Here is a 20725-nt window from a genome sequence, read left to right as displayed (position 1 = left end):
CTTTCTTAGTTGTTTAGATTAACGCTCACCGAGCTTTTTCAGCCGGGTTTCTTTTTTATTAATATGGGCGATCTTGGTTTTTAGTGATTTTAGTTCCAAGAAATTATCACGCTGGTCTTCCCAGACTGGCCAGTTTTTATTGGCTTCAATTAAATTGATGATTTCTTCGGTCAGCCAGGGGTTACAAACCAGAACCGGACCCAAGGTATTGGTAAACATACCCTTGCCGCTGATAACGCCTTCAAAGCGGGTCTCGCCGTTATTGCCATAACCATATTTTAACCAGCCAAAAGGCGACTCTTCTTTGATATCCAGATCCAACATCTGAATTTGACTACCGATGATGTCCATTTCTTTGCCGTTGTAGCGACAACTGTAATAAAGATCATCTCCGTAGACGACATGATTTTCCCGTGTTTTCACCTCAATAATTCCCAATCCTCTGATCGTGGACTGATCATCCCGCTTTATTGTTTCACCAAAAAGACCCACCGAGGTGCCGGTCACCAGCATCGGCCGGGTTTCAATATAATCCATCAGTTCTTTGCGGTGCGGTTCCAGATAGGCCGCAACTGCTTCAAAATGTTCAATTTCTCCCGGTGGACAAAACAGGAAGTCAAAATCGATCGGATTAAAGGTCTCCGTATCGAGATTAATCTGTTCGACCTCAACCCGGTAACCCCGCCGTTCCCCTTCAGCCCGAATGGCCAACAGGTTACCCCGGTCGCCATGCAGGTTAAACATATTATTAAAAAGCCAGCCGACTTTTATCGTCTGTTGCATTAATTCTGTCCTCCCTCGATAAATTTTTTCATCTTTTCAAAGGTGGAAAGCCAGGTAATCAAATAAATATTATCGGTTTTGGCCTTATCAATTTCGGCGAAAATTTCGTTAATATTATCACTGTCCATGATCGTGATCGCTTCTTTGGCAACCCCATCATAAATAAGCCGATTGGCGGTATCATATGAAACATGCTCAGAGAAACACAGGTATCGCTCAACATTGGAATCGACTACTGGTTTAAAATCACAGTCAAAGGCGTAAAAGGTATTGATATAATGAGGCACAAAGTCATTGACCACATACAAACCCAGGGCCACCATTTTTTCACTCTGATCAGAAGCCATAATATTTAACGCACTTTGGAGGGTATCGGGATTTTCCTGTTTAATCCGCATGTATTTAATGGTTTTATTCTTATAGGTCAATACCTCAAAGCGGCCGCCGATGTTTTTAAAGTTTTCAAAAGCCTTGGCCGCAGCTTCTGGCGCAATCCCACAAATTGCTTCACAAACAGCCAGAGAACCGGCGTAATTATAAAACATGAAGGGCAGATCGTAGGGCATATGAAAGCTCACATCTTTTAACTTAAAACTTTGATCATAAAAATTCAGGTCAGTGATCAGATAGTCCGGTGTTTTTTTGCTGGCAAAGCCACAAAAGTCGCAATGAAAAGGCCCGATACTGTCCACATTGTAATAGTCAAAGCTCATATCGTGATGGCATTTGGGACACGCCTGGGTGGGAAAATCCGCACCTTTGGTGAATGATTCATCGTGATGGGAAACTCCGTAATAGATCGAGCGGCAGGCGGTTTCCTCAAAAAATCGGGATCGCGGTTCTTCGTTATTGAGGATCAGTGTCATCTTGGGATTCACCACCTCTTTTAATTTACGGATAATAAAATCCGGATCCCCATTTCTCTGGACCTGGTCTTTTTGCAAATTGGTAATTAGCATGTTTTGAGCTGGCAATTGAGCATAAATCAAGGGCAGGTAGCGCTCATCCGTTTCAAAAATATAATAGTCGGCCTTAAGTTTCCCCGATAAACTCGCTTCTTTGGCCAGAATTGTGGCAATGCCACCGAGTAAATTGGCACCTTCCAGATTCGAGACGATCTTTTTTCTGTTTTGTTTTAAAATGTGGGTAACCAGGTTAGTCGTTGACGATTTTCCATTCGTCCCCGTAATGAAAATAACCTTCGAATAGTCGATGTTTTTAAAATGTCTTACAAAATCAGGGTCGATCGTCAAAGCCTTTTCTCCAGGCAGATTGGTGCCCCGATCCTTACTGATCATGTTGATGGCCACACCCATTAATTTTGCAAACCATAATGCAAGATAAAATTTCATGATTAATAACCTTTCTTATTATTGACGTTGCAATCGTGCCGCGAACGTTACAGTTGTTTATTTTTTAATTTTTCTCGAACCACGGTGATCATGCTTTTTCGATCACTGGGTTCGTTCTGCTCTGATCCGTCACTGTGATTTTCGCTTTCCAGGCTTTGACTCCAACTCATCTGGGCGGCTCCGGCAACCACTGCCCCAACAAAGCAAGCGGTACTGAACATACTGGCTAAACCGATGACCATCGCCACCAGTTCACCGTAGATCATCCCATTAAAGCGTACAGGATGGATATCCCCATAGCCGATGGTGGCAAAAGAGATGACCATGTAATAAAGCATATCAAAGGCGTCCAGGGTCCGGTCTGAATTAGCGGCATAAAAATTCGGATCGATCTTAAAGCAATTATAAACCATTAAATAGAGGATACTCATTTCGCTGACAACCAGTACCAGCATGCCCTTTAAAATACTGGCGGTTTCCTGATATTTTCGCCTTTTTGAAACCGAACTCCGAATGATACTGGGATTTGCAATGGCTCGAATCATCACCGAAAAACAGAGGATCAAGGCAAAAGAAAGCCCCACCAGACCGAGTGGCAAACTTGGCGGTGAAATAAAATTCGCAAACAATACAAAATAATGACCCAAAACCAGATAAAAGATCAGATCCACAAATCGGGAGACGACAAGATCCTGAAACTGGTCAATTTTCATAAAGAGGTGCTGAACCAAAAATACAACGATGATAAAAACGGCAAAACTTCCTAAAATTCCGATCAGTTCACTCATTAGAATACGATGATGGCTGGACACGACCACCAGTGAAATAATTAGCAATGCACTGGTAACCATTAGAATCCCCTGATACTCATAATTAACGATTAACTTTACCAGAAAACGGCGAAATGGTTTGATTTTTTTAGTTTTATTTTGCTTTACTGCTTCAACAAGTCGTTCTTTATTATAAAATAGAAAAAGTTCAAACAAAAAAAGCGAAAGGATAAACAAATCATAAATAATAATAATGGTATTACCATTGGCAAGGGTCTCGTATACCGGAAATTCATTGACTAACGGATTCATATGAAAACTCCTCATTGGTCTTGCGATTCACAACACTCAATCAATTTTATTTTTTGTCTTTTTGACATTTTTTTTATCACGGCTTCCCGACTGAGGGCTTCCGACCGATTATTGAGGGCTTCCCAATAAACCAGCGTCACCGGCAGGCGACCCCGGGTATATTTTGCTCCGGTTCCCGAATTATGAACCTTAATCCGAGCTTCTAGATTACAAGTCCACCCCGTATAAAGTGTATTGTCATTACATTTTACGATATAAACGTAAGCCTTGTCTATCATTTGTTTATCTTTCTTTCCGTATCCGCGGAAAATCTTCTCGGAGACGTCTATTATAAAGACAAATCGATTCCATCTACGAATCGATTTGATTCTGGCAATTCCGATGCTAACTGGCACACCATGAAAAAAAGATCCCTAAAAGGGATCTTTATTGTTTTTTTCGTAATTCCTAGAAATTGCTATTTCTTGGTCTTCTCGTTTGTTTTCTTTTTGTTCGACATTCACGACATCTTTTTGGTTCATTGTCAAAACCTTTTTCCTGGTAGAATTCTTGTTCACCTACAGTAAATACAAATTCTTCGCCACAATCTTGACAAATTAAAGTTCTGTCTTCCATGAGTAACCTCCACTTAATTTTATGTACAGGATCTGATTATTCTTTTTTAAATGGAGCATGGACCATTCTGTCTGAACGTTGTTACCATTTATGAACATGTAATCATTAACTATACTGTAGTTATTATACAATGTTCGTTTACATTTGTCACCTGTTTTTTTAATTTTTTATTGAGTTAAATTCTTTTTTCGGATATATTTAACTAATACTATTTCAATTATAAGGAGATAAACCATGAGAGATCATCGACTGATAAAATATGCCCAAACCCTAATCAACTATTCCCTCTATGTGAAACCAGACGAATGGGTTGTAATCCGGGGGTCTGATCTGGCTCTGCCCCTGATTAAAGAATGCTACCAGGCCGTGTTAAAAGCTGGCGCCCACCCTACCGTTTTGCTTAACCCGGAAGGAATTTCAGAAATTCTTTTAAAGGAAGGCAGTGATGATCAACTGCAGTTTAATGCCCCCATGATGATGTCAATCTATTCAAAAGCGGATAAGATTCTAAACATTTTGGGAGACCATAACTTAAGGTCCCTGGCCGCAATTCCTGGTGAGCGTATCGCTCTACAACGCCGTTCTGGCGCACCGGTTACTAAAATTTACAATGACCGGGTCGCCCGGGGTGAAATGGATTGGACGCTGTGTCTCTATCCCACTGAAAGTGGCGCCCAGGAAGCGAACATGTCACTTTCTGACTATGAAGAATTCGTATTTTCTGCCTGTCTCCTCAATACCGACAATCCCATTGCGTCCTGGCAGAAAATTCATCATGAACAGGCGGCAATGGTCACCTATTTAAATCAAAAAAAAGAATTCCATGTGCTTGCCAAAGATACCGATCTGACCCTTTGCACCGAAAACCGGATCTGGATCAATTCCGACGGCCACCATAATTTCCCCAGTGGCGAAGTCTTTACTGCGCCGGTAAAAGAAAGCGTAAACGGAACCATTCGTTTCACCTTTCCTGGTATTTACAGCGGACAGGAAATTGAAGACATTAAGCTCACCTTCAAAGATGGCCGGGTTGTAACGGCTTGTGCCAAACGTGGCGAAGATTTGCTTAACGCTCTACTTGATACGGACGAAGGTTCCCATTATCTTGGCGAATTTGCCATCGGCACCAACTATGGCATTACTAAGTTTACCAAAAACATGCTTTTTGACGAAAAAATTGGTGGCACCATCCATATGGCTCTGGGTAAATCCTATCCAGAATGCGGACCCATCAACGATTCGATGCTCCATTGGGACATGCTCTGTGACATGAAAGACGGCGGTGCGATTTATGCCGACGGAGAGCTCTTTTATCAGAACGGTCGGTTTATAAAAAAATTGTAATAACCCCGACTTTATGGTATTATTGGCAAATATATAAACAGGAGGAAATTAATGGAGACCACGGAAAAAAAGACGAATTTTATCACCAATGCAATCGATCAGGACATTATTAACAAAGTCTACACCAACGATCGCGTTCACACCCGCTTCCCCCCCGAACCAAACGGCTATTTACATATCGGTCATGCTAAAGCCTCACTACTTAACTATCGCATTGCAAAACAATATCACGGCAAGTTTAATCTCCGCTTTGACGACACCAACCCGATCAAAGAAGAGTTAGAATATGTCGATTCGATCAAGGAAGATCTCACCTGGCTGGGAATCAAATGGGACGACCGACTCTTTTTTGCCTCCAGTTATTTTGATAAAATGGCGGCATACGCCGTTGAACTGATTGGTAAGGGCCTGGCCTTTGTTGATCAGCTCTCCGCTGAAGAAATGCGCCAGTATCGGGGAAACCTGACTGAACCCGGCAAAGAAAGTCCCTACCGCAACCGCAGCATTGACGAAAACCTGAGCCTGTTTTCCCAGATGAAGGCTGGAAAGCTACCAGAGGGTTCTTATATCCTGCGGGCTAAAATTGATATGAGCAGCCCCAACATGAATATGCGGGACCCGGCCATCTATCGGATTATGCACACCAAACACCATTCGACCGAGAACGACTGGTTTATTTATCCGATGTACGATTATGCCCATCCGATCGAGGATGCCATCGAGGGTGTTACACACTCCCTCTGTACTCTGGAATTTGAAGACCACCGCCCCTTCTATGATTGGGTGCTTGCTAACATCGACGATTTTAAGAACGAACCCCCGCGACAAATCGAATTTGCCAAACTCAATCTGACAAAAACCATTGTCGGCAAACGGTTTTTAAAGCAATTAGTCGATGAAAAAATTGTCGACGGCTGGGACGATCCCCGCTTAGCCACTATCTCCGGCTTGCGCCGCCGTGGCTTTACGGCGGAATCCATTCAGGCTTTCTGCGAAGCCATTGGAGTCGCCAAAACCAACAGTACTGTGGATATCGCGATGCTGGAACATTTTATTCGGGACGACTTAAAACTAAAGGCCCCCCGTTTAATGGCGGTCATTGATCCTCTGAAGGTAACCATTACTAACTACCCGGAAAATCAAACAGAATGGGTTGAGTTACCACTTAATCAGGAAAATGACGCGATGGGAAGCTACAGCACACCATTTAGCCGCGAAATTTTAATTGACCGCAAGGATTTTATGGAAATTCCTCCCAAAAAGTATTTTCGGCTATTCCCCGGAAATGAGGTCCGCCTGCGCGGTGCCTACTTTATCACCTGTCAGGAAGTGATCAAAGATTCCGATGGCCAGGTGATTGAGCTTAAATGTACCTACGACCCGGCCACCAAATCCGGCGCTGGCTGTGAGCGAAAGGTCAAAGGGACCATCCACTGGGTGGACGCCAACCACGCCAGCGAAGTGGAACTCCACCTCTACGACTACCTGGTTGAGGATGATGCCGGCCTCAACAAAGATAACTTTCTGGAACGGATCAATCAGAAATCACTGGAAATTGTCAAAGCCTATATTGAACCAGAACTGCTAAAGGCCGAGCCCTATGAAAAATTCCAATTTATCCGCAACGGCTTTTTCTCGGTCGATCCTAAATATTCTAAACCAGGTGCACTGGTTTTTAACCAGATCGTCTCTTTAAAAAGTTCTTGGAAACCGACAAAATAAATTTATTAATGCTGCTACATGCTGCTTTTAGACGAGGGGAATAAGTTATGAAAATATGGTCTGAAAAAGAAAAAATATCCCGGGAAGAAATCCGGAAACTCCAGTTTAAGCGTTTAATGAAAACCCTGCATCACGTTTATGAAAACGTGCCTTATTATCATGAAAAGTTCAAAGCCGCCGGGGTTAAACCGGTGGATATCCGAAGCCTTAAAGATCTGCGGCTCCTCCCACTCACCACTAAGGAAGACCTGCGGAAAAATTATCCCTTCGGACTCTTTGCCGTACCCAAAAATAAAATTGTCCGTTATCATGCCTCTTCCGGGACCACCGGAAAACCAACTGTGGTCGGTTATACCAAAAATGATCTAAAAGTCTGGCGGGAAGTCATCGCCCGGATTGTGACCATGGGTGGCGTCACCAATGAAGATACCGCGCAGATCACCTTTGGATTTGGTCTCTTTACCGGTGCCTTTGGCTTACAACAGGGTTTGGAAAAGGTTGGCGCCGGGGTGATCCCGATTTCTTCCGGAAATACTAAAAAACAAATTATGATCATGCAGGATTTCCAATCCACCGTCCTGATCGGAACCCCCTCCTACGCCCTGCATCTGGCTGAAACCGCCCAGGAAATGGGGATTGATCCCAAAGAAGAACTGTTTCTTAACTACGGACTCTTTGGCGGCGAAGGCTCCACCGAAGAAATGCGGGCAAAACTAAACGAAGCTTGGGGCATTATCTCGACTGAAAACTATGGCATGAGCGAACTGATCGGTCCCGGAGTCTCCGGAGAGTGTCAGGCTTTTAACGGCATGCATATCAATGAGGATCATTTTATTGCCGAAATTATTGATCCCGAAACCCTGGAAGTGTTGCCGGAAGGTTCGGTCGGCGAATTGGTGATTACACCAATTACCAAAGAAGGACTACCGCTAATCCGTTACCGCACCAAGGATATCACTCAGCTTGACACCACCCCCTGCGATTGTGGCCGAACCTCTGCCCGGATGGCAAAGATCACTGGCCGAACCGACGATATGCTAATCATCGGTGGGGTTAATGTTTTCCCATCACAAATTGAAGGGGTACTCCTGGGCATTAAGGGAATCGGCTCAAATTACCAGATTCGGGTGCTCAAAAAAGGGTATCTTGATCGTATCGAAATCGATGTCGAAGTGATCAATCAGGACCTGCTGGTCTCGGTTACCCTGCTTGATCAGCTTTACAAAGAAATCGAATCCAAACTGCATACGATCCTTGGCATCCACGCCGGTATTCATCTGGTTGAGCCTAAAAGTCTGGTTCGCTCCGAAGGAAAAGCCAAACGGGTCATCGATCTGCGATCTTAAAAATTTATAGGAGGCAAACCATGCTTATTAATCAATTATCAGTCTTTATTGAAAATAAAAAAGGCCATCTCAGCAAGATCACCAAAGTCTTAAAAGATGCCCAGGTTGATATTCGCGCTATTTCCGTTTTTGACAGCGCTGAATTCGGGATTTTGCGGATCGTCGTGGATAAACCCGAGGTGGGCGCCGAGGCTCTAAAAAACGCTGGGCATGTCGTTAAACAAAGCTATGTGCTGGCGGTGGATCCTTCTGATAAGGTTGGCAGCCTTCATGATGTCTTTTCGCTCCTTTCTGAAAATGACGTCAATATTGAATATGTCTATTCTTTCGTTATGCCCAATAACCAGGGTTCACCCCTGATTATTTTAAAAGCCGACGATCAGGAAAAAGCCATTGCCCTGCTGACCGCCTCGGATTTTAACCTGATTCCCAAAGAGGCCGTATATAACGTTCAAAATAACTAAACAAAATACACTTGGTCCCTTATTAACCCCGTACCAACAATTATTCGTCCGCAAGCAAACAATGAATTAATAATTGCTCGGTCGGCAGGCAGTTGACGACATAGTAAAAGCCGGAGCGTTGCTCCGGCTTTGTTTTATCGTCTATTTTTAACCTTTTTAAGCCGGAAAAACTCTTCCCGCTCTTTTTCTTCGATGGTATCCTGAATATACTTAATTTCGTCCTTTAATCGGGGAATCTGAATCTTATCCAGGGCATTGGCACTTTTTTGAGTCTTTCTAATTTCTAACGAAAGTTTATAGGCCGTTGTTTCAACCTGGGCCAATTGATAGGACAAAAATTTGACATCATTAAATTTTTTGATGGCAATATCCAGGGCCGGATTATTCTCATAAAATCCATAGGGAAGACTTTTTTCGTATTTTTCGGTATAAACCACCTCCGGTATATCAACCCCCATTACCCCTTTAATTCGAATCTCAAAGGGCATTTCCGAGTTTATTGATAAGGCAAACTCTTCCAGGTGATTGAGTCCCATGCTAATGCAAACCTGTTGCAATGCCTTATAGGCTTCCTGAAACTTCTGGTTGATCTCATTTTCAATCAACTCCGCTTCTTTAACCAATTGCATGATCTCCTGGATCAGGATGGTTCTTTTTTTATCCAAAAGATCATACCCTTTTACCGAAAAACTCATTCGACTCTTCGCTTTTATCAGGTTTGCTTTTGTTGGCGTTATTTTAATGGCCATCGTCCCACCTACATTTCTTTAGGGAAATATTTTTCGATGTTTTCAGGACTCAGTCGATCCAGCTCCGTCAGTGGTAATAAAGCCAGAAGTTTCCACCCCAGGTTAAGGCTTTGCATAATATTTCGACTTTCATCAAAACCCTGGTTTAGAAATTTCGCCTCAAAAGCACGTCCAAAAGCCATATATTTTTTATCAGTGGGACTTAGATCCTCCTCACCGATAATCTGAGATAAATCCCTTACTTCCTGAACCTTGGAATAGGAAGCAAACAATTGGTTGGCAACCTCAGCATGATCTTCCCGGGTGAAACCTTCACCAACACCATCTTTCATCAGTCGGGACAGCGATGGCAAAATAGCCACCGGCGGGTAAATACTCCGCTGGAAAAGATCGCGCCCTAAAACAACTTGCCCCTCGGTGATATATCCGGTCAGATCCGGGATCGGATGCGTTATATCATCATTTGGCATGGTCAGTATTGGTAAAAACGTAATTGAACCAACCTGGTCTTTTAACATCCCAGCTCGTTCATAAAGAGAAGCCAAATCCGAGTACATATAACCGGGATAGCCTTTACGGCTGGGAACTTCTTCACGAGCGGAGGATATTTCCCGCAATGCCTCGCAGTAACTGGTAATATCGGTCATGACGACCAGGATATGCATATGTTTTTCAAACGCCAGATACTCGGCTACTGTTAAAGCGCAGCGGGGCGTTGTAATCCGTTCAGCAATGGGATCATCAGCATAGTTGACAAACATTACCACCCGGTCCATGACATTGGCATCATCAAAGCTCTTCCTAAAGAATTTTTCATCATCGTGTTTAACCCCAATAGCGGCAAAAACAATCGCAAAATCTTCGTGAACATTGTCTCCTAGTCGGGCCTGCTTAACAATTTGAGCGGCCAATTCATTATGAGGTAAGCCATTACCTGAAAAAATCGGCAATTTTTGACCGCGGATCAGCGTCGCCAGAGTATCGATGGAAGAAATACCCGTCTGGATAAAATTCCGCGGATATTCCCGGGACATCGGGTTAATGGGACGACCATTAATGTTTGCTTCAACCAAACTAAAAATGTCACTGCCATTATCAATCGGTTCACCGATGCCATTAAAGATCCGTCCCTGTAAATCCAGGGACATCGGCAAATTAAAGGATTCGCCAGTAAATTTGATAATACTGTTTCCGGCGGCCAAGCCGGCCGTACTTTGAAAAACCTGGACGGTAACCTTTTTTTCGTCAATTTTGATGACTTTTCCCTTTTTGACTTTCCCGGTGCTGATTTCGACAATATCAACCACTTCACCGTAGAAAACATCGTCCACATCCGAGATTTGAATCAGGGGACCAACGACTTTATCAATTTTTAAATACTCTTTTTTCATTGTTTCCCCCTAATTCTCATATTTTTTAAAAAGCACTTCAAAATACTGGTCGATCTCATCTTTTAGCCGATCAATCCCGCTTAAATCATCATTTGGAATGGTATACTTCATTTTTATGAACTGCCCAAAAATATTCAGATCTTTTAGTTGCGATGTCGGTATTCCGAGTTTTAAGCCTTCCCGACCGCGTTCGTATAAATATTCAATGGCTTTTAGCATCGCATACTGTTTTTCCAAGGGGACATAGGTATCATCTTTATTATAGGCGTTCTGTTGCAGATAACCGACTTTGATCAGTTTGGCAATCTCAAGAACCCAGCGCTGATCGTCGGGTAGCACATCTTCTCCAACTAGCATCACCATTTCCTGGAGCTTGTTTTCTTCATACATCAACTCCAGCATTTTATTTCTGAGTGAAATGCAATCCTCGGCCACATTGTCCTCATACCAGTCTGATAATATTTTAATATAGCCACTGTAGCTTTCCAGCCAGTTAATGGCCGGGTAATGCCTGGCATAGGCAAGACTCTTATCCAGCGCCAGAAAAACATTGACAAAGCGCTTGGTGTTTTCAGTAACCGGTTCGGAGAAATCTCCTCCGGCTGGTGATACGGCACCGATAATCGTAATTGAACCCTCATCCCCGCCCAGGGTTTCAATACTACCAGCCCGTTCGTAAAATTCAGCAATTCGGGATGGTAAATAGGCCGGATATCCTTCTTCTGCCGGCATCTCTTCCAGACGGCCGGAGATCTCGCGCAGCGCCTCCGCCCAGCGCGAAGTAGAGTCTGCCATCATTGCCACCGCGTAACCCATATCCCGATAGTATTCGGCAATGGTGATGCCAGTATAAATACTGGCCTCCCGGGCCGCTACTGGCATGTTGGACGTATTGGCAATTAAAACCGTTCGCTCCATAATCGATTTGCCCGACCGGGGATCGATAAGTTTGGGAAAATCTTCAATAACTTCAGTCATTTCATTTCCCCGCTCACCGCAACCGATATAGACAATGATATCTGCATCCGACCACTTGGCCAACTGATGCTGAGTCATCGTTTTTCCGGTTCCAAATCCCCCGGGGATCGCTGCTGTTCCACCTTTGGCAATGGGGAAAAAGATATCAATTACCCGCTGTCCAGTGATTAATGGCACCAGGGTTTCTTTTCGGTAGGCATTGGGACGAGGTGTACGAATTGGCCATTCATGGGCCATTTTTAATTCATGAACCTGATTCTTATGATCCGAAATTCGCACCAGCACATCGTCAATGGTATAGCTGCCATCAGGGACCACCTCAATAACGGTTCCCGAAAGGTTTGGTGGCACCAGTAACCGATTTTTTATAACTTCCGTTTCCGAAACGGTGCCAAAAATACACCCCGCCGCTAACGCATCCCCCGGTTTAACACTCAAGACGGTTTCCCACATTTTTTTGTCATCAATGGATAAAAGTCCTATTCCTTCCGGAATAAAAATTGGCGAGATTTCCTGAATTTTTTCCAGGGGACGCTGGATTCCGTCAAACATGTTTTTTAACATCCCAGGACCTAAATTCAAGCTCAGTGGTCTGCCGGTAGGGTTGATTACCTCGCCAATTTTCAGCCCTTCCGTTTCCTCATAAACCTGAATCGTGCCTATGTCACCTTCTAGAATAATCACTTCGCCAATGAGCCGTTTGTCACCAACCGTGACCATTTCCCGCATTTTAAAGGTGGTCATGTTTTTACCTTTGATAACCGGTCCATTAATCGCCGAAATCATCCCGGTAATTTTCTTTTCTTCTGTAACTGCCACCTAAATCACCTGCTTTTCCATAAACCCATTAAGTGTCATTCCGATGAGTTTATAATTGCTTTTTATGAGACTTTCAACGGTAAAATCGCAATGAAGGCTGACTTCTTCATCTTCGACAATGAATCCGCCAATACACTCCTGACAATTCTTATGATAGTTTACCGCATAACCATCTAACTGCTCGTCAATGAGGTTTTTGATTTGCTCGTAATCGCGTTCATTGACAAAAACAACCAGTTCCTTTTTACTTTCAAATACCTGCGGTATCTGGGCGATACAATCACGCAAATAGCACTCGTAAACTTCTTCGGTCAGATACGCTCTGGCCTTTTCCCGGATAATCTGATTAAAATCCAGTAAAATGCGTTTCTTTTCTTCCAGTTCTAATGCTTTGGCTTTGTTTTTTCCTTCTGCGATAATTTTATTTTTATCTCTGAAAATAGTATGGTAACTCCGTTCTTCAACAGACCTTTTTTCTTTTCTGATTTTTTCCCACGAGTCTTCCAATAGGGCGTCCCGCTTTTCTTTCGCTTCGTAGATGATATCTTTTCCCCATTTTCGTTCTTTACTTAAAATATATTGGGTAAACACCCGGAGTTTTTCTTCTACAGAAATCATTTTATCACATCCTTACAATCCCACAGACTCTTTAATATACCGTGTTATCATTCCTTCGCTTCTTTGATAACCATAACGATCCGGAATAATTGTAATTAAAGGCGTAAAATACTTCTTCTTTACTTCATTTACAGTTTCTTCCATCATCAAATATGCTTTTTCCGTCAAAAAAATAATTCCAATATCCTTGTTTTTCAAGGCTTCTTTAAAAGCCGCTTCAATATCATCTTTTGATTTTAAATAAGTCCCTTCGATACCCGCTAGTTGCATTCCCAGATAAGAGTCCCGGTTCTCACTAATCACATAAGATTTCATTTTTATAAACTTCCAATAATCATAATTGAAATGATCAGACCGTAGATTGCAACACCCTCTGCCAAGCCAACATATATAAGGGTTTTACCTAAAATTTTCTGATCTTCAGAAACGGCACCCAAGGCGGCCGAACCAACAACCCCGACTGCATAACCAGCCCCAGCACAAGCCAGCCCGGTCGATAGTGCTGCCGCGATATAACCTAAACCGGCATCTGTGATTCCACTGGATACACCGTCAGTCGCGGCTGAAACAATACTGGGAGCCATAAAAATAAGGGCCCCAGCGAGTAAAGGAATAAATGTTGACAGATTTACGCGCAAGAATTTTTTCATATTCTGACTTTTTTCATCACAATCATTATAGACAAAATAGACCCCACAAGCGATTGTTCCCAAAACTAACAGTGCTGCTCCAATTGTAATCAGAGTTAATAGATTCATTTTAATTCTCCTTAATTTAGATTAATTTCCAGATCAACCGGTTTAAACTCAATCCCGTCACCTGAATAGTATTTACTGAACAACTCATAGAATTGTAATCTTAATGCCTGAATACCAACAATTAGACCTTCCAAGGCAATGATAAATATATTGGCAAAGATGAGTATTCCAAAACTGATCACACCATTTTGTACCATGATGGCCAATGTCTGAAAGGCCATAAACAGACCCACATGGGTCAATGCAAAGGCACCGATTCTGATAAAGGAAAGGGTGTTGCTCAACATACCCAAAAACATTTCGAAAAGCTCAAAACCGCTCTCGACATAATACTCTGATGCCGTTTCTTCATACAAGGGCTTTTTCTTCATCAAATAGTTTGCCAAAGGCTCTCTAATTAGTACCAGAAATACCAAAAACACTGCCAGAAGAATCAACCCGGGAACTAAGATTTCCAGATGCGGAAATATTCCAAAGTTCAAACCCATAATCCCCAAGAGACTGACATATAAAGCAAAACCGCAGAGGCCGTTTTTTCCAAAAACCCCCTCTTTGATATCTTTCTTTTTAAGTTTGTTGATGATACTATAAATATAGGCAACAAAAAGCATCACAATTCCGATCAGAACGGCCGAAAGAAGGACGGTATTAATCTCATGGAAGGGCCTTAACCAGAGCGGATGAATCACCTCTTCAAATCCAAAAATACTGCCATACATAAACCCAAAAAACGTAGAGCACATCCCTAATCGTAACAGCACTTTCCCAAGCTCTACTCCCCTTTTTCCCAGGATCCAGCCAGCGAGAGCCAAAATAAGGCCCTGGCCAACATCACCAAACATAAATCCGAAACAAAACATATAGGTTATGCTTAAAAAAGGGGTTGGGTCCAGCTCATTAAATGAGGGCACGCCATACATTTTTACTAAGGTCTCAAAGGGACGAAAAAGCCAATTATTCTTCAATTTAGTGGGTGGCTTTCCACTACCACTATTTGTATCCGAAAACATGATGATCATTTCCGGGTATTTAGCGGCGATCGCCTCCATCCGTTTTTTATCACGTCTGGAAATCCATCCAGAAAAATAAAAATTCTCTTCACTAAAGGCCATATATTTTTTAATGATGCTCAAATTCCCATATAAACTCAGGGTATTAAAACTCTCCGTTGCTTCTTTTTTATTTTCTTTTAAATGGGCATTCAAATCCACAAGTAACTTTGATTTTCTTTCTTTTAACACTTCAACTTCTTGATTAATTTTTTTAAGAATGATCTTTGGTGTTTCGGTATATTCTGAACTAAACCCTTCAATGGGCTTAAAATTCAGCGCCTTTAGAATCCGCTTGGATTCAATTTCTAAATCCCTGGGGGACACAATCATAAACACTTCTTCATTGTCTACCTGATTGCCAACATGAAATACAATTGAAGTCACACTGTTATAAATACTTTTCAAGCGGGCGGCATTATCCTTTGTAACTGATCCCATACTAAACGAAAAATTTTCGAGATGATCAAGTTCGCTCATATTAGCTTCCAGTTCATCTAAATAGCCATAAGCCGTTCTGCTTTTTTCAAGCGTTTCAAGGCGATCGTTTATTTCTTTGATCTCACCATACTCAAGGACTAAATTGTTTTCAAAAGCTTTAGCATTGGCCAACGCTTTTCCGAGATCCGTATCACCTTTCGCTAAAGACACCATATCTAAACTGAGGGATCCCTTGTAGAGTTCATTTAATTTATTTACGGTTTTGACAAAATTCTTCTCATCCATCATGGTTTCTCCAGACACAAGCTGAGCAAACCCCAATAGTTCTCCCATGTTTTCTTCCCGAATTGGCAGAATAAATCTACCCGAGTCAATCTCGTGCATGGCGTCCACTATTTGTATGTCATTGAAAAGAAAAATGTCTTTGGCAAATTTGTCTACATCTTTAATTTTGCCGACTACATCCATCATAATCACATTTTCAACTGCCATAGAGTACTTCCTTTCACACCCTAATCAATGGGTCTGATTAAATATTTTTTTGTCTCATCCGCGCCCATTCGATAACGCTTGCTTTCAATTATTGACGTGATATCTTCGATTTCAAAATCCAACAAGCGCACATATGCTACAACCCGACCCAAACCACTGTCACTATCGCCGAAAAGCTTTAAGTTCTGATAATACAAATAGCGTTCCTTGCGTCTTTCCATAAATAAATCGATGGTATCCGTGTGGTTAAAAAGAAATGCATAATCAGAATTTGTTAATAAAGCTTTAATTTCGACGAGATTTTTTGCATCAACCAGGCTTAATAAACGTTTCTCATTAAGCTCCAGACCACCGCGTAGCGAATAGGCAATTAATTCTTCTCGGGATAAGCTATAGAATTTTTTTCCGCGATAAATCCAGATTAAATTTAGCAAATCGAAGTTTCGTCTTTGTAGATCGATTAAATCTTGATTCGATTTTTTATCAAGCTTCATTAAACGGTTTTTTAACAAATCATAATAATAGCGATCCAGATTTTTTTCCACCATTACTAAGTCATGGGGACCCTTGATATCCTTATAAATTTCAAAAATACGGTAGTAATCGGTATTAACGAGCATCTTTTTAAATTCTTCCCAGTCTCTAGCACGAAAAAGACGATCAAAAGGTACTTTAGTGTACTTTTCGGAAAAAATCATTAGTGCCTTGAGTGATTCCAAATTACCACTTCTGGCGATGCCACGAATTAAAATTCGAATCGATTCGACCTCCATACGGATTAGCAAAATCAGAAGAAAATTCTTTTCCTCACCGAGTAGGTAATGCATCAGCTTTTCGGTGTCACGCACTTTCAAATCATTCAAGTGCGCTTCAATCTCTGTTCGATGAAGATCTTCTGGATTCATTTTACTTAAAAAATCGCCATAATAAGTATGATCTCTTAGGTAAAGGAATACTTCTTTCAAGTCTTTTGCCTTAATCAACTCAAGATAATCTTTATCATTAATTCTTCGAGCTCGCATTGCAAGCACTTTTGTATTTATAGCTGCATGTTTACTTTTAGACATTTAACTCTCACACTTTTCTATAAAATTTAGATCGAAAATCCATAGAATCAGATACTGCCATCGGTTACTTAAAGAGTTTTTCCAGAACTTCCAGTGCCTTTTCATCTTTTTTCTCATCATATCGGCATTGAGTCTTAGCTAATTCCTGAACCATCGAATCAATGATGCTTTGACGCTCTTCTTTGGCTTTGCTAATCTCCACGTGATAGTTTTGTTTGGCTAATTCCTGAACACCATCTAATTCATTTTTCTCATTTGCTTTAATCTTATTTTTAGTATGTTCTAAAATTCGATCCGCTCGTTGGCTAACATTTTTTTTGATCCGCACCGCCTTCATATCAAGATCGATAACTTGCCTGATAACCAAATTAATATCTGCGTCTTCACTATGTAACATGATTAATCTCCTTTCAATTAAATTTCAAAACATTTTCTTCTTATTAATATACCCAATATTTCTGTTTTTCATTATAGCACTTTAAAAAATGATAGCAAGATGTAATTTTTTCTAGCAACCGATTGCATGTTTCTTAAAATTAATTATTGTGTTGACACAAATCGATAAATGGTGTATTATTCGGTTATAAAGACACCCCCTCCCCATGAGGGGTAGATTTAAAAGGAGGACTCACTATGGAAAGAACGCAGTTTAATATTAGTGGCATGACCTGCACCGCATGTGCCAGCGCCATTGAACGTAAAGTTGGCCAAATAGATGGTGTCGATTCTGCCGTTATTAATTTTTCAAATGAGAAACTAATTGTCCAGCATGATCCGACACTTGCTCCCGTACCGCTGATTGTCACCACCATCACAGCTCTAGGCTATGGCGCAACACTGGTTGAAGAAGGAAGTAAATTCACCTCAGGTACTAATAAAAAACAAAATGATAAGCCCAGTTATCAAGTTCAAATTGACGAAGTTAAATCGCGACTCATCAGTTCGCTGATCTTTACCCTCCCCTTATTTTATCTCGCCATGGGTCCGATGATCGGCTTGCCAATTCCCGCTTTTTTAGCTGGCGAAAAAAACTTACTGATTAACGCCTTAACGCAAATGTTTCTAACCTTACCGGTTGTCTTTTTGTGTCGGCATTTTTACATCAATGGTTTTAAAGCTCTGGCCAAACGTATTCCTAATATGGATTCGCTCGTGGCCGTAGGCACGAGTGCTGCCTTTATCTATGGGGTTATCGTTTTGTTTATCCTCGCTTATGGTTTTTCATATGATAATATGGAATTGATTCATCACTATTCACATGAACTCTATTTTGAATCAACCACTGTTATTTTAGTTTTAATCACTTTAGGCAAATTTCTTGAAACAAAAGCAAAAGGAAAAACGTCCCAAGCGATCGAAAAATTGATTGCTTTAGTACCCGAAAACGCCCGCGTGTTAAGAAATAATTTAGAAGTCGAAATTTCTATTGATGAGGTTCGAATCGATGATATTGTCATTATTCGCCCCGGAGAACGTGTTCCTGTCGATGGGATTATTCTGAGTGGTCATTCCAGCGTTGACGAATCTCTACTGACTGGCGAAAGTTTGCCTGTCGAAAAAGTGACCGGTGACACTGTTATTTCCGGCAGTATGAATAAAACCGGTTCTTTTGAATTTAAAGCGACTAAGATCGGACAGGACACTACCCTCAGTAAAATTATACAACTGGTTGAAGAAGCACAGTCATCGAAAGCCCCAATTGCCAGAATTGCCGATGAAATCAGTCGCTTTTTTGTTCCCGCAGTAATGGGAATCTCACTGCTGACTTTTATAATCTGGATGATCCTTGGTTTTGGGCTATCTTTTGCCTTATCGGCTGCGATATCTGTTCTCGTTATTTCCTGCCCCTGTGCCTTAGGACTAGCCACTCCAACAGCTATTATGGTTGGTACCGGAAAAGGCGCCGAAAAAGGCATCTTATTTAAGAATGGTCCGGCTTTGGAAATTCTTGGCAAATCAAATACCGTTGTTTTCGATAAGACCGGTACCTTAACGATCGGTTCTCCATCGATTACCGATATCATTCTTTATGATTCTGAAATCGATCAGAATGAATTGTTAACCATAACCGCTTCTTTAGAAAAAAAATCAGAGCACCCGCTGAGTGAAGCGATTGTAAAGAAAGCTGATGAACTTCATCTTTCTTTACATGAAGTGTCAAAATTTGATTCGTTATCTGGATTAGGTATTCAAGGTCAGCTTGCTGGTAAAAATGTAGTGATAGGAAATATCAAACTAATGGAGCAAAATAGCCTTTCCGTTGAACACATTATGAATGATTATCTGCGACTCTCTGATTTGGGAAAAACGCCGCTATTAGTAGGCTGGGATCAATCGGTCAAAGGCATCATCGGCGTTGCCGATACCATTAAGGAAAACAGTAATTTAGCCGTTTCGCAACTAAAAGCAATGGGGATCAAGGTCTATATGCTCACCGGCGATAACGAACGGACAGCGCAGGCGATTGGCAACACGGTCAACATCGAAAATGTCGTAGCCAATGTGCTTCCCCATGAAAAAGCATCGATGATAAAGAATCTGCAAGCAGAGGGACATCAGGTAATCATGGTCGGAGATGGCATCAATGATGCCCCGGCGTTAGCCCAAAGTGATGTCGGCATTGCAATCGGTAACGGCACCGACATCGCCATTGAATCGGCCGATGTTATCCTTATGCAAAACGATTTAATGAATATTGTTTCAGCAATACAATTAAGTAAGGCCACTTTGAAGAACATCAAACAAAACTTATTTTGGGCCTTTATTTATAATGTGATTGGTATCCCCCTTGCTGCTGGTGTTTTATTTATACCGTTTGGGCTAAAACTAAACCCAATGTTTGCCGCCGGCGCAATGAGCTTAAGTTCAGTTTCCGTTGTGCTCAACGCTTTATCGCTAAAAACATTTAAAGCTAAATTATTAAACGTAAAGCAACCCGAAGCAAATCCTACCGTTAGCAAAGCAACACTGCTTAAAGATAAAAAAATTGAAATGAAAGAAGGAAAAAAAATGAAAAAATTATTAAAAGTTAGTGATATGAGTTGTCAACACTGCGTTAAATGTGTTGAAAGTGTGTTAAATGGCATTGATGGAATCAGTGATGTGTCCGTATCTCTAGAACAAGGCCAGGCCAGTTTCACAGCTTCCGATAATGTTAATCTAAGTGCAGTGACTGCTGCCCTCACAGAAGCAGGTTACCCGGCCTCTGAAATCACTGAATAATTATGGAAGTCAAAGATCGTACAACCGAGCTAAACCTGCTTAAAACTGCCCGGGGTCAGATTGATGGCATTATAAAGATGCTTGAAAATGATCGGTATTGCATTGACATTTCGAAACAAATCCTCGCAGTTCAGGCCCTTTTAAAAAAGACGAACCTGGAAATTTTAAAAAAACATATGAATTCTTGTGTAGCAGATGCCTTTGAAAAAGGCGATGGTGAAGCGAAAATTGATGAGATCATGCTTGTCCTTGATAAGTATTATCGATAGATTAGACTAAATTAGCGCCTGTAACTAAAAAAATGCCGCCACGATCGGTCAAGATCTTGGGCGGCATTTTTTTGATTCAAACAAAATAAAAACCGCATCATCTGCGGCTAAATTTAGAAATTGGTGACCCATGGGCGACTTGAACGCCCGACACCCTGATTAAA

General features: G+C 41.6%; 20 protein-coding genes. 6 read left to right on the top strand and 14 right to left on the bottom strand.

Annotated features, from left to right (window positions below; genetic code table 11):
- Positions 1–18: 18 nt before the first annotated feature.
- The 5 genes from U2P91_RS14755 to U2P91_RS14735 all read right to left on the bottom strand — a co-directional run bounded on the left by U2P91_RS14755 (position 19) and on the right by U2P91_RS14735 (position 3832).
- A complete protein-coding gene (locus U2P91_RS14755) occupies positions 19–783 on the bottom strand; it encodes a cobalamin biosynthesis protein CobQ (protein WP_322519904.1) in 765 nt (254 codons plus the stop codon).
- Positions 783–2135, bottom strand: a complete 1353-nt coding sequence (locus tag U2P91_RS14750; protein ID WP_322519903.1) for a MurT ligase domain-containing protein — start codon at positions 2133–2135, stop codon at positions 783–785. Before U2P91_RS14750 ends, U2P91_RS14755 begins: the two co-directional genes overlap by 1 nt.
- 47 nt (positions 2136–2182) lie before the next feature.
- Positions 2183–3217: a potassium channel family protein gene (locus tag U2P91_RS14745; RefSeq protein ID WP_322519902.1), complete on the bottom strand. Its 1035-nt coding sequence runs from the start codon at positions 3215–3217 to the stop codon at positions 2183–2185.
- Between the two features lie 11 nt (positions 3218–3228).
- The gene (locus U2P91_RS14740; RefSeq protein WP_322519901.1) at positions 3229–3495 is read right to left on the bottom strand and encodes a GIY-YIG nuclease family protein; all 267 of its coding nucleotides are present in this window, start codon (positions 3493–3495) and stop codon (positions 3229–3231) included.
- 169 nt (positions 3496–3664) lie between these two features.
- Positions 3665–3832 (bottom strand): zinc-ribbon domain-containing protein, encoded by a 168-nt coding sequence (locus tag U2P91_RS14735; protein WP_041668887.1) that lies wholly within the window; start codon positions 3830–3832, stop codon positions 3665–3667.
- 234 nt (positions 3833–4066) lie between these two features.
- Here U2P91_RS14735 and U2P91_RS14730 point away from each other — a divergent pair, with 234 nt between their 5' ends.
- The 4 genes from U2P91_RS14730 to U2P91_RS14715 are packed head-to-tail and all read left to right on the top strand — an operon-like array spanning position 4067 to position 8708.
- Positions 4067–5176, top strand: coding sequence for an aminopeptidase (locus U2P91_RS14730; protein ID WP_111887551.1), 1110 nt, complete (start codon positions 4067–4069; stop codon positions 5174–5176).
- A 51-nt stretch (positions 5177–5227) separates the two neighbouring features.
- Positions 5228–6898, top strand: coding sequence for a glutamine--tRNA ligase/YqeY domain fusion protein (locus U2P91_RS14725; RefSeq protein ID WP_322519900.1), 1671 nt, complete (start codon positions 5228–5230; stop codon positions 6896–6898).
- A 47-nt stretch (positions 6899–6945) separates the two neighbouring features.
- Positions 6946–8244, top strand: a complete 1299-nt coding sequence (locus U2P91_RS14720; protein WP_111887553.1) for a phenylacetate--CoA ligase family protein — start codon at positions 6946–6948, stop codon at positions 8242–8244.
- Between the two features lie 20 nt (positions 8245–8264).
- Positions 8265–8708 carry an amino acid-binding protein gene (locus U2P91_RS14715; RefSeq protein ID WP_111887554.1) on the top strand — a complete coding sequence of 148 codons (444 nt, stop codon included), beginning with the start codon at positions 8265–8267 and terminating at the stop codon, positions 8706–8708.
- A gap of 134 nt (positions 8709–8842) precedes the next feature.
- Here the strand turns inward: U2P91_RS14715 and U2P91_RS14710 are convergent, their stop codons facing one another.
- The 9 genes from U2P91_RS14710 to U2P91_RS14670 all read right to left on the bottom strand — a co-directional run bounded on the left by U2P91_RS14710 (position 8843) and on the right by U2P91_RS14670 (position 17467).
- Complete coding sequence (locus U2P91_RS14710) at positions 8843–9457, bottom strand: V-type ATP synthase subunit D (protein WP_111887555.1); 615 nt, start codon at positions 9455–9457, stop codon at positions 8843–8845.
- Between the two features lie 8 nt (positions 9458–9465).
- The gene (locus U2P91_RS14705) at positions 9466–10848 is read right to left on the bottom strand and encodes a V-type ATP synthase subunit B (RefSeq protein ID WP_322519899.1); all 1383 of its coding nucleotides are present in this window, start codon (positions 10846–10848) and stop codon (positions 9466–9468) included.
- Between the two features lie 9 nt (positions 10849–10857).
- A complete protein-coding gene (locus U2P91_RS14700) occupies positions 10858–12612 on the bottom strand; it encodes a V-type ATP synthase subunit A (protein WP_322519931.1) in 1755 nt (584 codons plus the stop codon).
- A gap of 33 nt (positions 12613–12645) precedes the next feature.
- Positions 12646–13263 (bottom strand): V-type ATP synthase subunit E, encoded by a 618-nt coding sequence (locus tag U2P91_RS14695; RefSeq protein ID WP_111887557.1) that lies wholly within the window; start codon positions 13261–13263, stop codon positions 12646–12648.
- Between the two features lie 12 nt (positions 13264–13275).
- Positions 13276–13578: a V-type ATP synthase subunit F gene (locus U2P91_RS14690; protein ID WP_111887558.1), complete on the bottom strand. Its 303-nt coding sequence runs from the start codon at positions 13576–13578 to the stop codon at positions 13276–13278.
- 2 nt (positions 13579–13580) lie between these two features.
- Positions 13581–14021 (bottom strand): ATP synthase subunit C, encoded by a 441-nt coding sequence (locus U2P91_RS14685; RefSeq protein ID WP_111887559.1) that lies wholly within the window; start codon positions 14019–14021, stop codon positions 13581–13583.
- Between the two features lie 11 nt (positions 14022–14032).
- Complete coding sequence (locus U2P91_RS14680; protein ID WP_111887560.1) at positions 14033–16003, bottom strand: V-type ATP synthase subunit I; 1971 nt, start codon at positions 16001–16003, stop codon at positions 14033–14035.
- Between the two features lie 20 nt (positions 16004–16023).
- Complete coding sequence (locus U2P91_RS14675; protein WP_111887561.1) at positions 16024–17070, bottom strand: V-type ATPase subunit; 1047 nt, start codon at positions 17068–17070, stop codon at positions 16024–16026.
- Positions 17071–17134: 64 nt separating this feature from the next.
- Complete coding sequence (locus tag U2P91_RS14670; RefSeq protein ID WP_111887562.1) at positions 17135–17467, bottom strand: hypothetical protein; 333 nt, start codon at positions 17465–17467, stop codon at positions 17135–17137.
- A 236-nt stretch (positions 17468–17703) separates the two neighbouring features.
- On the opposite strand from U2P91_RS14670, the gene U2P91_RS14665 reads away from it, so the two are divergent.
- Both U2P91_RS14665 and U2P91_RS14660 read left to right on the top strand, forming a co-directional pair.
- On the top strand, positions 17704–20292 hold the full coding sequence (locus U2P91_RS14665) for a heavy metal translocating P-type ATPase (protein ID WP_111887563.1): 2589 nt from the start codon (positions 17704–17706) through the stop codon (positions 20290–20292).
- Positions 20293–20294: 2 nt separating this feature from the next.
- Complete coding sequence (locus U2P91_RS14660; RefSeq protein ID WP_111887564.1) at positions 20295–20561, top strand: metal-sensing transcriptional repressor; 267 nt, start codon at positions 20295–20297, stop codon at positions 20559–20561.
- The last annotated feature ends 164 nt before the right edge of the window (positions 20562–20725 follow it).

It is taken from the genome of Acetobacterium sp. K1/6 (assembly GCF_034438075.1).
GTDB lineage: Bacteria > Bacillota > Clostridia > Eubacteriales > Eubacteriaceae > Acetobacterium > Acetobacterium carbinolicum.
Note: the sequence above shows the minus strand (reverse complement) of the source record. Positions and strands in the feature narration are given on the sequence as shown.